This is a genomic window from Mesorhizobium sp. YC-39 (assembly GCF_025753795.1).
Taxonomy (GTDB): Bacteria; Pseudomonadota; Alphaproteobacteria; order Rhizobiales; family Rhizobiaceae; genus Mesorhizobium.
The window spans coordinates 58,185-72,801 of sequence record NZ_JAOWPS010000004.1 but is presented as its reverse complement, the minus strand read 5'-3'; the positions used below and the strand labels follow the sequence as shown (position 1 = coordinate 72,801).

Sequence of the window (14,617 nt, the reverse complement as noted above, 5' to 3'; positions counted from 1 at the left end):
AGGGGCGATTGATGATAACTGCTCCGCAGTTGCGCGCCGCCAGGGCACTGCTCGGCATCGATCAACGCAGGCTTGCCGAACTGTCCGGTCTTTCGGTGCCGACAATTCAGCGCATGGAAGCCAGCGAATGGATGATCCGGGGTAACGTCGATTCCCTGATGAAATTGATCGCGGCGCTTGAGGCTGCCGGCATCGAGTTGATCGGGGAAGGCGCGACCAGCCAGGCGGGCGGGCGCGGGGTGCGGCTCAAGGTGGGCTTCAACCCAACCAGGATTTCCGATGCCGCCGACGCTGAAACCGAAACCGGCGGGAGCCTGCCGTGACGCCGGTCGTTGCCCTTCCTTTGTGCGGCGTCGCCGCGCTTTTGGGGGTCGCCATATTGGCCGTCGCTGTCAGCCGACATGGTTCGGCGACGCGCTTGGTCTATGGCGCGACGCTCGCCATCTCAGCCCTCGTCTTCGTGATCGTCACAGGCGCGCTGGCAGACGATCGTGCCGGCGCCTCCGCCATCACGCTGCCGCTTGGATTGCCGTGGATCGGCGCTCATTTCCGCCTGGATTCGCTCTCATTATTTTTTCTCGTCGTCGTCAACCTCAGCGGCGCGCTCGCCAGTCTCTACGGACTGGGCTACGGCCGTCATGAGACCGCACCGCACCGCGTGCTGCCATTCTTCCCGGCGTTTCTCGCCGGCATGAACCTTGTCGTGCTGGCGGACGATGCCTTTACATTCCTGCTGTCCTGGGAGTTCATGTCGCTCGCATCGTGGGCGCTCGTCATGGCGCACCATCGTGAACAAGATAACACCCGGGCAGGCTACATCTATTTGGTGATGGCGAGCTTCGGCACGCTGGCGCTGCTGCTGGCTTTCGGCCTGCTCGCGGGACCCGATGGGACCTATGCATTCGACGCGATGCGGGCTGCCGAGCCAAGCCGGTTCATCGCTGCCGCCGTCCTCGTTCTCATGCTGCTTGGCGCCGGCTCCAAGGCTGGCCTCGTCCCTCTCCATGTCTGGCTGCCGCTTGCCCATCCTGCGGCGCCAAGCCACGTCTCGGCGCTGATGAGCGGCGTCATGACCAAAGTCGCCATCTACGGCTTCATACGCGTCGTTTTCGACCTGCTGGGCGAGCCGGCATGGTGGTCGGGCGTTGTCGTGCTTTTCCTTGGCGGCCTGACGGCGGTTCTCGGCATCCTCTATGCATTGATGGAAAAGGATCTCAAGCGGCTGCTCGCTTACAGCACGATCGAAAATATCGGCGTCATCTTCGCGAGCCTCGGCCTCGCGCTCGCCTTCAAGGCGAACGCGATGCCATCGGCTGCGGCGCTGGCGCTCACCGCTTCACTCTTTCACGTCCTCAACCATTCCTTTTTCAAGAGCCTGCTGTTCTTTGGGGCAGGCGCCGTGCTCACGGCGACCGGCGAACGGAACATGGAGAAGCTGGGCGGCCTTATCCACCGCATGCCGCTGACCAGTTTTGTCTTTCTCGTCGGCTGCGTCTCAATTTCCGCGCTTCCGCCTTTCAACGGGTTCGCCTCCGAATGGCTGGCCTTCCAGGCCATATTGCAGAGCCCGGACCTGCAGCAATGGGGACTGAAAGTAATGGTGCCCGCCGTTGGTGGCCTGCTGGCGTTGTCGGCGGCGCTAGCCGCGGCCTGCTTCGTCAAGGCGTTCGGCATCACCTTCCTCGGCCGGGCACGCTCCGCGGTCGTGGAATCGGCGCACGAGGTCGATCGCTGGTCGCTGGCGGCGATGTTCGTCCTCGCCGTTCTCTGCCTGCTTGCCGGCATTCTGCCAGGTTTCATCATCGACGGGCTTTCGCCGGTAACGCTTTCGCTGATCGGCGACCGCATGCCGGTGCAGGCAGTGCAACCCTGGCTGTCGATCGTGCCGATCGCCGAAAGCCGCAGCTCCTATAACGGCCTGCTGGTGTTTGTCTTCATCGCTATCTCGGCATCGCTCGCCGCTCTCGTCATTCACCGCTTCGCCTCGCATGCGCTGCGTCGAGGCCCGGCATGGGGCTGTGGCTTCGCCGAGGCGGTGCCGACGGCGCAATACACGGCGGTCAGCTTCGCGCAACCTATTCGCCGCGTCTTCGGCACATTCGCATTCCGCGCCAGGGAAAATGTGGAAATGCCGCCACCGGGCGCCATCGGTCCGGCACGCCTGAATGTCGAGATCCACGACGTCATTTGGGAAACGTTCTACCAGCCAATCGCCGGAGCCATAGACTTTACGACCGAGAGGCTCAATCATCTGCAGTTTCTGACAATCCGGCGCTATCTGACGCTTGTCTTCCTCTATCTCGTCACCTTGCTTCTGGTGCTCGCGCTATGGCCCTGATTTTCGAACTGGCCATCCAGGGCGTGCAGATGCTGCTGGTGCTTCTGTTGGCGCCGCTGCTGATCGGCTTCGTGCGCAAGTTCAAGGCCAGACTGCTCAGGCGCCAGGGGCCTTCGCTGATCCAGCCCTATCGCGATCTCATCAGGCTGATGCGCAAGGAAGTCGTGCTGGCGGACAACGCATCCTGGCTGTTCCGGGTGACGCCCTATCTGATCTTTGCCGCCACGTGGGTCGCCGCCGCGCTCGTCCCGACATTCGCTACCGGTCTCCAATTCAGCTGGACCGCCGATCTCATCGTCATTGTGGCGCTGCTTGGCAGCGCGCGCTTCTTCCAGGCACTGGCCGGACTGGACGTCGGCACCAGCTTCGGCGGCATAGGTGCCAGCCGTGAAGTCATGATCGCTTCGCTTGCCGAGCCGGCGATGCTTCTCATCGTGTTCAGCCTGGCGCTGGTTGCCGGCGCGACGCAGCTCTCCACGGTCGCCGCTTTCATGGGCTCGCCCGAGGTCGGCCTGCGGGTGTCGCTCGGCATGTCGCTGATCGCCCTGGTGATGGTTGCCATCGCCGAGAACGCCCGCATACCGGTCGACAATCCGGCAACGCATCTGGAGCTCACCATGGTCCATGAGGCGATGATCCTGGAATATTCCGGCCGCCACCTGGCGATGATCGAACTCGCCACATTCCTCAAGCTTCTGCTCTATGTGTCGCTGATTTCCTGCGTCTTCCTCCCCTGGGGGCTGGCGAACACCGGAGCAGGACCGAGGTCACTGGTTCTGGGTGCAGTCACCTATCTCGGCAAGCTTGCCGTCTGCGCCATCCTGCTTGCCGTGTTCGAGACGGCGATTGCCAAGATGCGTGTCTTTCGCGTCCCGGATTTCCTCGGCGCCGCGCTCATGCTGGCGCTGCTCGGCACGCTGCTGCTGTTCGTGTCTCGGAGCCTGTGATGAACGGCCTCACCTTCGACATCGCCCATCTGCTCGCCGGCGGCCTGGTGCTGGTCAGCTTCATGATGCTCTACCAGGACCGCCTCTTTGCGCTGATCAACGTCTTTGCGCTGCATGCCGTCGTGCTTGCGCTGTCGGTAGCTTGGCAGGCCTATGTCCAGGACGCTCATCATCTCTACGTCACCGCCGCGATAGCCCTCGTCTTCAAGGCGATCGTCATTCCCGTCGGGCTTCACCGCATTATTCAGCGGCTGGGCATCCACCGCGATATCGAGACAGCGGTCGGCATCGGTCCGACCATGCTTGCCGGCATCGGCCTGGTGACGCTATCCATGGTGCTGATGCTGCGGGTCACACCCGAAGCCGACCCGCTGGCACGCGAGGATCTGGCCTTCGCGCTGTCGATAATATTGCTCGGCCTGTTGGTGATGGTCACCCGCCGCAACGCCGTCAGCCAGGTTGTCGGCTTCATGTCGCTGGAGAACGGCCTGGTGCTGGCCGCCACCGGCGCCAAGGGCATGCCGCTGGTCGTCGAGATCAGCGTCGCCTTCTCGATCCTGATCGCTTTCATCGTCATCGGCGTCTTCCTGTTCCGCATCCGCGAGAGGTTCGACTCGGTCGATGTCGGTGCGCTCGACGACTACAGGGGAGAACGCCGTTGACTGCGGTTTCCTTCGATGCGGTGGCGGCCATCCTGCTGATACCCGTCGGCGCGGCAGCACTTCTGGCGGCCCTGCCGAATTATCGGATCACGGCAGGCCTGAATGTCGCGGCAAGCTTCCTGACCTTGCTCGCCGCCTTGTCGCTGCTCGTTACCGACAGGCCGCAGCCGGGCCAGTACCTGCTCGTCGACGATCTCAACATCGTTTTCATTGTGCTCAACACATTCGTCGGCTTCACCACCAGCGTATTCAGCGCCTCCTACATTGCGCACGAGCTGGAGACCGGCCGGCTGACCGCGCCGAACCTGCGATTCTATCACGCGATGTACCAGATCATGATGTTCGGCATGAACCTCGCCTTCGTGTCGAACAATATCGGCTTGATGTGGGTGGCGGTGGAGCTTGCGACGCTGACCACCGTGCTCATGGTCGGCATCTATCGCACGCATGAAGCGCTGGAGGCGGCCTGGAAATATTTCATCCTTGGAAGCGTCGGTATCGCGCTTGCACTGTTCGGCACGATCCTCGTCTACATGGCCGCGCAGCCGGTCGTCGGCGAGGGCGCCAATGCCATGGTCTGGACGGTGCTTATCGAACAGGCGGCGCGTTTCGACCCGGCTCTGCTCAACGTCGCCTTCGTCTTCCTGCTGCTCGGCTACGGCACCAAGGTCGGGCTTGCCCCCTTGCATGCCTGGCTGCCCGATGCGCATGCCGAAGGCCCGACGCCGATCTCGGCTGTGCTGTCGGGCCTGCTGCTGAACGTCGCGCTCTATGCCGTGCTGCGCTTCAAGCTGTTGCTCGCCGCAAGCCCGGAGGCGATAGCGCCTGGACCATTGATGGTCGCGATGGGGCTCACCTCGCTTATCTTCGCGGCCTTCATGCTCTACCGCCGCCGTGACATCAAACGCCTGTTCGCATACTCCTCGATCGAACACATGGGTATTATCGTGTTCGCGTTCGGCATGGGCGGGCCGCTCGCGAACTTCGCCGGCCTGCTGCACATGGTCATGCACAGCCTGACCAAGTCGGCGATCTTCTTCGCCGTCGGCCATATCGCGCAGGTCAAGGGGACACAGAAGATCGCCGACATAAGAGGGCTGACGGAAACGCATCCCGGGCTTGGGTGGGCGCTCGTCATCGGCGTCGTTGCCATTGCCGGCCTGCCTCCGCTCGGCATCTTCATGAGCGAATTCCTCGTCGTGAGCTCGACATTCGCAAGACAGCCGCTTCTGGCGATCCCGCTGGTGTTCGGGCTCCTGCTCGCCTTCGGCGCCCTGCTGCTGCGGCTGACCGGCGTCGCCTTCGGCGAGCCGCGCGGCAGCACCGCGCCCGTCGAGGCATCCTACGTGCCGATGTATTCCCACCTGGCGCTGGTGTTTGGCGCCGGCATCTACCTGCCGGCACCTCTGGTCACATGGTTCCAGCACGTCGCGACCATCCTGGGATGAAGCGGATGAGCAAAAGGAAGATGCCCGCGCTGATCGACCTGATCGAGGCCGGCCGCCCTGTCGAGCACCACGCCCCCTGGCGACGCGCCGTGGTGACGCCGAAAACCTGGAACCTTGCCGTCGACCAGCTTGCCGAGGGCCGCTGGGCCCTGCTCGGCCTTTGGGGCGAGCCGGAGACCGTGCACATGGCACTCCTCGACGCGGTTCGCGACATCGGTATCATCAGCCTGAAATGCCCCGGCGGCCGCTACCCATCGGTCGGCCAGCGGCATCCGCCTGCACTGCGCCTCGAGCGCGCGGCCGCGGACCTGTTCGGGCTGCTGCCGCAAGGGCTTCCCGATACCCGCCGCTGGCTCGATCACGGCCAGTGGGGCGTCAGTCATCCGTTGGGAATGCCGGCTGAGGCACCAGCCGCGGCGTACCGCTTCCTTCCTGCGGAAGGCGAAAGCCTCCACCAGATCCCGGTTGGGCCCGTGCATGCCGGCATCATCGAGCCTGGGCATTTTCGCTTCACGGCAAGCGGCGAAACGGTAGTGCGGCTGGAAGAGCGCCTCGGCTACGTGCACAAGGGCATTGAGAGCCTGATGGCTGGCGCGCCGATCGATCGCGCCGCCCGGTTGGCGGGCAGAACCTCCGGCGACAGCACCGTGGCCTATTCCCTCGCCTTTGCCCATGCGGTCGAGGCCGCGCTCGGCACCGCGATCCCAAGGCGCGCCGCCTGGCTGCGGGCGCTGATGGCCGAGCTGGAGCGTCTCGCCAATCATCTCGGCGACATCGGCGCCATCTGCAACGACGCTGCCTTCGCGCTCATGCATGCCCATTGCGGCGTGCTGCGCGAACGCGTGTTGCGTGCCGGTGATGCGGCCTTCGGTCATCGTCTGATGCGCGACCGCGTCGTGCCGGGTGGGGTGACAAACGATTTGAGCGAGGAGGGGACGACCGCAATTCGGTCGCTGATCGCAGAGATCAGGCAGCGGTTTCCTCACCTGGTCGAACTCTACGACAACACGGCGTCGCTGCAGGACCGGACCGTCGCGACCGGCCGGCTCAAGGTCGAGCTTGCCCGGCAATATGCGGCGGGCGGCTATGTCGGCCGCGCCTCCGGCCGTAACTTCGACGCGCGGCGCGGGCCAAGCTACGCACCTTACGATGAGCTCGCCTTCGACGTGCCGGTCCTCCAGGAGGGCGACGTCAACGCACGCGTCTGGATCCGCATCCGCGAGGTCGAGCAGAGTCTGTCGCTGGTCGAGCAGATCCTGGAGCGGCTGCCTGGCGGCCCGATCCGCGTCGACCTCACCGGAGCAGACGGGCCGCGCGAAGGCATGGCACTGGTCGAGGGCTTCAGGGGCGACATCCTCATCTGGCTGCGCATTGGCGAAGATGGCACGATCGAACGCTGCCATCTGCGCGACCCCTCATGGTTTCAATGGCCGCTGCTTGAAGCGGCGATCGAGGGCAACATCGTCGCCGACTTTCCGCTCTGCAACAAGTCGTTCAACTGCTCCTATTCCGGGCACGATCTCTAGGCCATGGTCCCAAAAAGTGGAAACCGGTTTTTGGAAAAGATCATGGTCAAACAAGAAGGCATGCCATCATGCGCAAGCTCCTCTTCGAAAGCCTGATCCGCCCGCCGCTGACCGAGCGGCCGCCGCAGGTGAGCGACGCGGCGGTCGACGAGCTGGCACGCGTCCTGGACGGTGCTGCCCGCAAGAAACTGGGCAGAAGCCTGTCGATCCGGGCGATAGACGCTGGCTCCTGCAATGGCTGCGAGCTTGAGATGCACGCGCTCAACAATGCGTTCTACGACATCGAGCGCTTCGGGTTTCGTTTTGTTGCATCGCCGCGCCATGCCGACGTGCTGCTGGTCACCGGACCGGTCACCAAGAACATGCGCGAGGCGCTGAAGCGGACCTGGGATGCGACGCCCAACCCGAAATGGGTAGTTGCGCTGGGCGGCTGCGCCAAGGACGGCGGCTGCTTTGCCGGCAGCTATGCGGTGGTGGGCGGTGTTTCGGAAGTGCTGCCTGTCGACTTGCACATTCCGGGCTGCCCACCACCGCCGATCGAAATCCTGAAGGGTCTGCTGGCCTTGCTTGAGGAGGTGAATGCTCCCCGAGGTTGAATATCGACGCTATGGCTTTTTCAGGCCGGCCTTGTCGCCGCATCTTCCCGCATCGTTCCGAATGATCTCGCGATCATCGATTCTGCGTTTCTTCGACCTGCAGGGCTACACCGAGGTCTAAGCCGATCCGCGACGCTGCTCGACTCCATCTCCGGCGTCGCACGTCCGACCGCAGGCAGCATCACCTTCGAAGGGGCGCGACATCACCGGCTCGGATCGAAGAAACCTCATCTGCGGGTACCTTCGGTTCGAGGCCGAGCGAGCGCCATGAGGACGCCGGCATCTGCAAGATCGGCAAGGGTCCAAAGCGCGTCGGCAAGCGGAGCAACAGTGAGCGTCGGGCAACCGTAATGCGCCAGTGCGGCAAATTTCTCTCGTAGCGCTGGGTCTGACATCGGTCGAGCAAGGCTGCCGGTTGCGACTTTTTCGGCCACCTCGACCGAAGAGCCATCCGCATATCGGATCGAGACATGAGCGGCTTCGACCGGCGTGCCGGCATCGACCTCGACCGGGCGGACCTTGGCGCGCAGCGCCTTCACTTGCGCATCGTTCACCGCGGCGTCACTGAATTCTTCCGCGCCCGCACGACCGCGCAGCAGACTGACGGCGACCGCATGCTGGGCGCTCACCTGCGCCTCGCGCCCGGTGGTGACTTCGGGCCGGTCGGCGCGGGCCTTGAGCAAGGGCGCGCCGCGCACGACGACCTCCGCGATCCGGTCAGCGGAGAAATCGGGGGTGGCCCGGGCAGCGAGGCAGGCATCGATCACCGGGTTCAGCACCACGCCGCAAGGGTAAGGCTTGAACATGTTGCGCAAAATTTCCCAATCCCTTCCCAGTCCGCCCTCGATCAGTTCGGGCTTTGGCTGGTCCGAGCAAACTCTGAGGAACCCGCGCGGCCCTTCGAGCGGCTGTGGCGGCCCTTCGACGCCGCACTGCGCCATCAGGGCCGAGACGAGACCGCCGCGCGCCGCATTGCCGACGCCGGTGCTCTTGGCCATGAAGCCGAGCGTCTCGACGAGGCCGGACGCTTGCGCGGCGGCATTGCCGAGCGCCCAGAGGATTTCGTTCTCGCCGAGATCGAGGAGCTTCGCGGCGGCCACGGCAGCACCGAAGACCCCGCATGTCGATGTGATGTGCCAGCCGCGGTCGTAGTGGCTGGGCGAGACTGCGTTGCCGATGCGGCAGGCGACCTCCACCCCAAGGGTAAAGGCGTGGAGGAGCTCCGCGCCGCTCACCGGGCGCATTTCGGCAATCGCCAGCACCACCGGTGCGACGGGCGCGGTGGGATGGATGATCGTCCCAGCGTGGGTATCGTCGAAGTCGAAGACGTTTATCGCCGCGGCGTTGAGGAAAGCGGCCGTCAGTGCGTCCTGTCGCTGGCTATGGCCGATAACGGTCGCGGTTTCGCCGGCCGAAAAAGGCGCGAGGCTTTTGGCCAGTCGCAGCACCGCCTGATCGGACGACCCGCCGAGCGCCGTTCCGAAGCCATTGAACATGGATCTCAACGCGTGCGCGCGGACCGGCTCCGGCACGTCCTCCCAGCGCGAGCCACGCACGAAAGCCGCGAGCCGGCGCGAGAGGCCTGCGGCGGAAGGCTGTAGAACATCGCCGGTCATGCGCGGACCTCCGATCTGCAACCGCGAGGCATCAGCCCCTCGCCTTGCCGCCGGCCACCGTAACGCCGGCCCAGTCCTCGATCGGTTTGATGATTTCGGTAAGGTCCGCATCCGCGCCGAGATCGCCCTTTGCCACCGTCAGAAGTTGCCGTACGGCGCCACCGACGATCATCGGCACGCCAAGCGCGTCGCTTTCCTCGAGGCAGAGCCGGATATCCTTCGCTGACAGACCGATGGAGAAGCCGAAATCGAAGCTGCGGGTCAGGACAAATTTCGGAACTTTGGTCATCGTCGCATTGGAGCTGCCGCTGCCCGAATTGACCACCTCGATCAGCACGTCGGGATCGAGACCGGCCTTGGTGCCGAGCACCAGCGCCTCGGAAGCAATGGACAGCGCCGTGACCGACATGAGGTTGTTGATCACCTTGATCATTTGCCCCATGCCCGGTTCCGCGCCGACATGGATTGGCTTGCCGAGCACCTCGAGGATTGGCCGCACCGTCTCCATGGCGGACATTTCGCAGGCGACCATCATCGCCAGCGTGCCCTTCTCCGCGCCGCCGACGCCACCGCTTACCGGGCAGTCGACCGTCGTAATGCCGGCCGCCTTGAGGCCTTGTGCCAGCTGCCGCTCGGTGCGCGGGCCAGTGGTCGACAGGTCGATGACGATTTTCGCCCCTTTCCCCAATGCAAGCCCCTCGGGCCCGAGCGCGACGGCATGCACAATCTCAGGCGTCGGAAGTGACAACAGGACCACATCCGACAGGCCCATCAGCTCCGCCGGGGTCGCGGCCCTGCCCACTCCCTCTCCCGTCAAGGCCGAGACGGCGACGGTGTTGGTGTCGTAGACGGTGACGGCATAGCCGGCGGCAATGAGCCGTCTCACCATAGGTGTTCCCATGCGTCCTACGCCGGCAAAACCCAGCTTGAGGTTGGTCATCTTAATCTCCTGCTTAAAAGCCCGTGCAGCTCAGGTCCGCGCGCGAATGCTCACGGCGCCGCCGCAATCGGATTGAGGTCCAGGCGCACGATGTCGTCGATGCCCCGCAGCGCGGTCGGATAGCGCGCAAGGACAAGCGGGTCGTGGCCCGGAATGACATGTTTGGGCGAGCTCGCGAGCTTGCGCATCGTGGCATAGCCTTCCAGCATGTCGGTGGCGCTCTCCAGCACCGGAAAGGGCCGGTTCTGCTCGAAATTGGCATAGAAGTGCGAGGCGTCGGAGCCGAGCACCACCCAGCCGCGCGCCGTCTTCACCCGGATCACCTGCAATCCCTTCGAGTGGCCGCCGACACGGTGCACCGTGAGGTTCGGGGCGATCTCGGAGACCCCGTCATGGAACGTCACCCGCCCGGCGAAGAGCTTGGCGACCATGCTTGCCACGTCCTCATAGGCGAAGGGATGGCGCAGATAGTCGTGGCACATGCAACGCCCGGTGCAATAAGCCATCTCCACGTCCTGGACATGGTAGCGGGCATTCGGGAACAGTTCGTGGTTGCCGGCATGATCGAAATGCATGTGCGACAAGATCACGTCCTCGACCTTGTCCGGGTCGATCCCGATCATCTTCAAGCCCTCGCCGACCGGCCGCAGCAGTTGCCTTTGCCGCTTCTCAGCCACCTTGGCGTCATAGCCCGTGTCGAACACGAAGGTCCGCGTCTTCCCAACGATGGCCCAGACGAAATAGTCGAGTGGCATTGGGCCGTCGTGCGGATCCCCGCCGATGAAATTCGCCGCCGCGTTGCGGTCATGGTGCCCGTAGCGAACCGCGTAGAGCTCATAAATATCATCCATGCGTGCCTCCTTTCGCTGCCAGATCCGCTCAGCTCGCAAGCCACCCACCCTCGACCGGGAGCATGGCTCCCGTCATATCGCGGGCAATCGGCCCGCAGAGAAAGACCAGGAGATCGGACACGCTCTGTGCTGAGACGAAGCTGCCGCCAGGCTGCTTGCCTTCCAGAAAGAGGCGCTCTGCCGCGCTACGGTCAATGCCTCGATCTGCCATCAACTCTTCCACCCGGCTCTCCGTACCAGGTGTCAGCACCGAGCCGGGACAGAGGCTGTGGCAGGTGACGTCGACGTCCAGGTTCTCCAGCGCCACCGCCCGGGTAAGGCCGAGGATAGCGGATTTCGTCGTCACATAGCCGACACGGCCTGGTGTGCCGCGCATGCCGTAGACGGAGGTTATGTTGAAGATGCGCCCGAAGTTCTGCTCCCTCATCTGCGGCAGCAACAGCCGGACGGCATGGAAAATGGCCGAGAGGTTCACGGCCAATGCCATATCCCATTGATCGGGCGGGAAATCCATGATCGATGCGAAATGCCGCACGACCGCATTGTTGATAAGGATATCCACCCCGCCAAGTTCGGCGCTGGCTGCCGCGACAAGCCCCTCCACTCCCGCTGGCGTGGACAGATCGGCCCTGTGGTAGGCAATTTGCGAGCCTGTCCTGCGGGCCAGGGCTTCGCGCTGCGGCTCGACCGCCTCGGGTGTTTCGAGCCCGTGCAGCATCACACTGCAGCCGGCCTCGGCAAGCCTGGCGGCCATCACCTGTCCTAACCCCGCGGTGGAGCCGGTGATCAGCGCACGGCGTTCTCTCAAGACTTTTGCCGGGACGGGAAGCATCGCCTGTTCTGTTTCCTTCGACACGCTCATATCCTGCCCCGCCGCTTCGTGAGCATCGCCAAAGTCCTCGTCCCGGTCCGGATCCAGCGTCTCGCCACGGCTCATTTTTTGGTACCGGTAACAGAAATGGACTATAGAGCAGCGCCGTCAGCGATGCAACCGATGGTACCGGGTCCCGGCGGTCAAGTGCTTTCGCGTTGGATCAATTCGAATTTCAGATCAACCACGCTGCCGCGCAGGTGCTCGGCCCCGTCCATGATTCGGCTGAGCAATATGCGCGCCGTTCGCTCGCCGATATCATAGCGTGGCAGTCTCAGTGTGGTCACTGATGGACTGACGTGACGCAGAAGGTCCACGTCGTCGAAGCTTGCCAGAGCGATCCGGCCGGGCACCGTCCAGCCGCGCTTCTGGCACTCAAAGAGCGCGCCCACGGCCAGCACGTCTCCCGCGCAAAACAGCGCATCGACTTCCGGCACGCTCTGTACCACGCGCGCCATCACCTCTGCCCCGGCGGCGAGCCCGCGCTCCGTCTCCAGCACGATGCGAGGGTCGGGATCGAGGCCAAGCTGATTGAGCGCTGCATGGTAACCTTGCAGCCGGTCCTGCGAGCGGTCGTTGTGGACTGAGTAGAGACTGGCGAAGGCAATCTTGCGGTACCCAAGTCGGCCGAGATGCATCGTCATTGCATAGGATGCATCGTAATTGGAAAAACTGACCACCATATCCAGCGGTTCTTTCGGTATATTGCCATTTTCGACCACCGGTATGCCTGATTTCCGGATCTTCTCCGTGGCTTGCGGCGTATGCTCGGTGCTGTGCAGAACCAGGCCGCTCACACGGTGACTGAGGAAGACCGTTATCAGCTCTTCCTCCTCGTTGGGGTCATAGCCAGACTCGGCGATCATCAGTTGGAAGCCTGAGCTTTTGAGCACCTCCGACAGGCCCTTGACCGTTTGCGTGTAGATCGAGTTGTCGATGCTCGGCACGATCAGTCCAATCGTCGTGGACCGGTTCGACGAGAGGCTGCCAGCCAGGTGGTTCGGCAAATAGCCGATCTCGCGCACCGCCCGGAGCACCCTTTCGCGCATCTCCTCGGAGACTTTGCCGGGTTCGTTCAGCGCCCGCGACACGGTCATGGTGGAGACGCCGGCGCGAACCGCCACGTCCCGCATCCGCGCGCTCCCGCTATGCGGATTTCCGTCTCCAGACGTTCTCTTCGGCATTTCCGGTCGCAGTCCAATGTGGCAGCAGAAATCAAACCATTGCGTGAGCGCGCAAACAAGCCTTCACCACAGAATTCCGCAATAGTATTGTTACCGATACCAAAATCCAGTATTGCCTGAAAGGGTTTACGCATTCAGGGGTCTGCGGAGATCGCAATGGATGGAACGGCCAACAGCGGAGAGGAACGGGCAGTGCTTCACTATGTGGCGGCTGCCCGACCGGTACAGCAGCTGATCAGCGAGACGCTGACGCAAGTCGCTGGCTTCGCGCTACTGCTGATGACCTCGCGCCGCCGCGCCGCGCTCGCCGAAGGCGCCCTCGCCGGGGCGCGGGACGCAGCGACGCGAGCAGCCGAGGAGGTGCGCGCGCTCGCAGTGCCCGAAGTCGCTGCGCATCACCATCACCATTTGCGCGGCGCCGCCGAAACGCTCCTCCACGCCTGCGTCGCGGCGTTGGAGTCTCGCCGGATCGATGCCTCTGAGCAAAATGACGCACTCGTCCGGGCGCTGCGGGCGTCAAGCGATCACCTTAGAGCCACGGCCCGTCTGTTGCCGGGCTTCGAACTTGTCGATTTCGGCCAGGCCTGCTGCGCGGCCCATGCGCCGCAGCGTCTGCTGGAGGAAGTCACCTAATGCATGTCGCGCAAAAGTGTGCAGCGGTTTTGCGATAACGACATGCATAAAACAAGAATTTGAAGCGTCGCGACGCGCTTCAAGGCCAACGATATCAGGGAGGATGAAATGGCGGACTACTCGATTTGGGTGCTCGAATATGCGGCGGTGGAGAAGTTTCCCTTCAGCGTCATGATGTACGGGCCCCAGCATCAGGGCACGCGCAAACTGCCCTACGCCTACGCCCTGCTTAAGGGAAAGGGCGAGACGATCCTGATCGACACCGGCTACGACCACGTTGCCTATGGCGAACAATTGGCGACCGCCTACGGGGTTTCGAACTATCACGGGCCGCGCGAGGTTCTGGCCGAATGCGGTGTCAAGCCGGAAGACGTGACCAGCATCTTCATCACCCATGCCCATTTCGACCACATGGGTGCCATGCATCTGTTTCCAAACGCGAAATTCTATGTCCAGAAGAGCGAGCTGGACAAATGGGTTTGGGCTCTGACCTTGGGCCCGGAATATCGTTTCCTGACCGGTGGCGGCGATCCGGCCGACATCGTGCGCGCCGTCGAAGCGGCGAAGGAAGGCCGGATGATCTGCATCGACGGCGACCAGGCGGATGTTCTGCCGGGCATCGACGTTCATCTGGCCGCGGATACCCATACCTATGGCAGCATGTATGTCACCATCCGCAACGACGGCGCCAGGGATGGCGAGGACAAGTGGATCTTCGCGGGCGACCTTATCTATACCTATGACAATCTGACCGGCCTCGATCAGGATGCGCCACAGATCGTGCCGATCGGCCTTGCCGTCGGCAGCCAGCACAATTTGATCTTCTCCAGCGTCGAGATGCTCAAATCGGTGGGTGGCGAGGTGCGGCGGGTGATCCCTGTCCACGAGGATCGGCTGCGCACCACATTTCCGTCGCGGCTCACCGACAAGGGTTTGCAGGTCGTGGAGATCGCGCTTGCAAAGGGCGAAAAAAGCTGGGTCGCCTGAGAAAAGCTGGGTAGACTG

At 63.4% G+C, this 14,617-nt stretch carries 14 protein-coding genes; 9 read left to right on the top strand and 5 right to left on the bottom strand.

The genetic code is table 11. The annotated features are described in order from the left end of the window. Positions 1-11 precede the first annotated feature (11 nt). The 7 genes from OHD62_RS21700 (at position 12) to OHD62_RS21670 (ending at position 7,517) form a co-directional block, all read left to right on the top strand. A complete protein-coding gene (locus OHD62_RS21700) occupies positions 12-323 on the top strand; it encodes a helix-turn-helix domain-containing protein (protein ID WP_263786962.1) in 312 nt (103 codons plus the stop codon). Beyond that, entirely contained in the window at positions 320-2,338 is a 2,019-nt protein-coding gene (hyfB, locus tag OHD62_RS21695) for a hydrogenase 4 subunit B (protein WP_263786961.1), read from the top strand. Before OHD62_RS21700 ends, hyfB begins: the two co-directional genes overlap by 4 nt. Continuing rightward, complete coding sequence (locus OHD62_RS21690; protein WP_263786960.1) at positions 2,329-3,285, top strand: respiratory chain complex I subunit 1 family protein; 957 nt, start codon at positions 2,329-2,331, stop codon at positions 3,283-3,285. The genes hyfB and OHD62_RS21690 overlap by 10 nt, the downstream gene beginning before the upstream one ends. After that, entirely contained in the window at positions 3,285-3,947 is a 663-nt protein-coding gene (locus tag OHD62_RS21685; RefSeq protein ID WP_263786959.1) for a hydrogenase-4 component E, read from the top strand. Before OHD62_RS21690 ends, OHD62_RS21685 begins: the two co-directional genes overlap by 1 nt. Continuing rightward, positions 3,944-5,395: a hydrogenase 4 subunit F gene (locus OHD62_RS21680; RefSeq protein WP_263786957.1), complete on the top strand. Its 1,452-nt coding sequence runs from the start codon at positions 3,944-3,946 to the stop codon at positions 5,393-5,395. The genes OHD62_RS21685 and OHD62_RS21680 overlap by 4 nt, the downstream gene beginning before the upstream one ends. Before the next feature lie 20 nt (positions 5,396-5,415). Continuing rightward, entirely contained in the window at positions 5,416-6,921 is a 1,506-nt protein-coding gene (locus OHD62_RS21675) for an NADH-quinone oxidoreductase subunit C (protein ID WP_263788504.1), read from the top strand. A 68-nt stretch (positions 6,922-6,989) separates the two neighbouring features. After that, entirely contained in the window at positions 6,990-7,517 is a 528-nt protein-coding gene (locus OHD62_RS21670; RefSeq protein ID WP_263786955.1) for an NADH-quinone oxidoreductase subunit B family protein, read from the top strand. 227 nt (positions 7,518-7,744) lie between these two features. Here OHD62_RS21670 and OHD62_RS21665 read toward each other — a convergent pair whose 3' ends face one another. From OHD62_RS21665 to OHD62_RS21645, 5 genes are all read right to left on the bottom strand, one after another. Then, on the bottom strand, positions 7,745-9,133 hold the full coding sequence (locus tag OHD62_RS21665; RefSeq protein ID WP_263786953.1) for an MmgE/PrpD family protein: 1,389 nt from the start codon (positions 9,131-9,133) through the stop codon (positions 7,745-7,747). A 31-nt stretch (positions 9,134-9,164) separates the two neighbouring features. Next, complete coding sequence (locus tag OHD62_RS21660; protein WP_263786951.1) at positions 9,165-10,073, bottom strand: NAD(P)-dependent oxidoreductase; 909 nt, start codon at positions 10,071-10,073, stop codon at positions 9,165-9,167. A 50-nt stretch (positions 10,074-10,123) separates the two neighbouring features. Next, entirely contained in the window at positions 10,124-10,924 is an 801-nt protein-coding gene (locus OHD62_RS21655; RefSeq protein WP_263786950.1) for an N-acyl homoserine lactonase family protein, read from the bottom strand. A gap of 28 nt (positions 10,925-10,952) precedes the next feature. Further along, positions 10,953-11,861, bottom strand: a complete 909-nt coding sequence (locus tag OHD62_RS21650) for an SDR family NAD(P)-dependent oxidoreductase (RefSeq protein WP_263786948.1) — start codon at positions 11,859-11,861, stop codon at positions 10,953-10,955. Positions 11,862-11,938: 77 nt separating this feature from the next. After that, entirely contained in the window at positions 11,939-12,919 is a 981-nt protein-coding gene (locus OHD62_RS21645; protein ID WP_263786947.1) for a LacI family DNA-binding transcriptional regulator, read from the bottom strand. Between the two features lie 216 nt (positions 12,920-13,135). Between OHD62_RS21645 and OHD62_RS21640 the strand changes: the two genes are divergently transcribed. Then, positions 13,136-13,612 carry a hypothetical protein gene (locus tag OHD62_RS21640; RefSeq protein WP_263786944.1) on the top strand — a complete coding sequence of 159 codons (477 nt, stop codon included), beginning with the start codon at positions 13,136-13,138 and terminating at the stop codon, positions 13,610-13,612. Between the two features lie 108 nt (positions 13,613-13,720). Next, complete coding sequence (locus OHD62_RS21635; RefSeq protein ID WP_263786941.1) at positions 13,721-14,599, top strand: N-acyl homoserine lactonase family protein; 879 nt, start codon at positions 13,721-13,723, stop codon at positions 14,597-14,599. Positions 14,600-14,617 lie beyond the last annotated feature (18 nt).

Bases quoted from the DNA above. Each gene is read 5' to 3' on its own strand.
- OHD62_RS21690 (WP_263786960.1), top strand. From the start codon at position 2,329: ATGGCCCTGATTTTCGAACTGGCCATCCAGGGCGTGCAGATGCTGCTG.
- OHD62_RS21670 (WP_263786955.1), top strand. From the start codon at position 6,990: ATGCGCAAGCTCCTCTTCGAAAGCCTGATCCGCCCGCCGCTGACCGAG.
- OHD62_RS21660 (WP_263786951.1), bottom strand. From the start codon at position 10,073: ATGACCAACCTCAAGCTGGGTTTTGCCGGCGTAGGACGCATGGGAACA.
- OHD62_RS21640 (WP_263786944.1), top strand. From the start codon at position 13,136: ATGGATGGAACGGCCAACAGCGGAGAGGAACGGGCAGTGCTTCACTAT.
- OHD62_RS21700 (WP_263786962.1), top strand. From the start codon at position 12: ATGATAACTGCTCCGCAGTTGCGCGCCGCCAGGGCACTGCTCGGCATC.
- OHD62_RS21635 (WP_263786941.1), top strand. From the start codon at position 13,721: ATGGCGGACTACTCGATTTGGGTGCTCGAATATGCGGCGGTGGAGAAG.
- OHD62_RS21655 (WP_263786950.1), bottom strand. From the start codon at position 10,924: ATGGATGATATTTATGAGCTCTACGCGGTTCGCTACGGGCACCATGAC.
- OHD62_RS21675 (WP_263788504.1), top strand. From the start codon at position 5,416: ATGCCCGCGCTGATCGACCTGATCGAGGCCGGCCGCCCTGTCGAGCAC.
- OHD62_RS21650 (WP_263786948.1), bottom strand. From the start codon at position 11,861: ATGAGCCGTGGCGAGACGCTGGATCCGGACCGGGACGAGGACTTTGGC.
- OHD62_RS21665 (WP_263786953.1), bottom strand. From the start codon at position 9,133: ATGACCGGCGATGTTCTACAGCCTTCCGCCGCAGGCCTCTCGCGCCGG.
- OHD62_RS21685 (WP_263786959.1), top strand. From the start codon at position 3,285: ATGAACGGCCTCACCTTCGACATCGCCCATCTGCTCGCCGGCGGCCTG.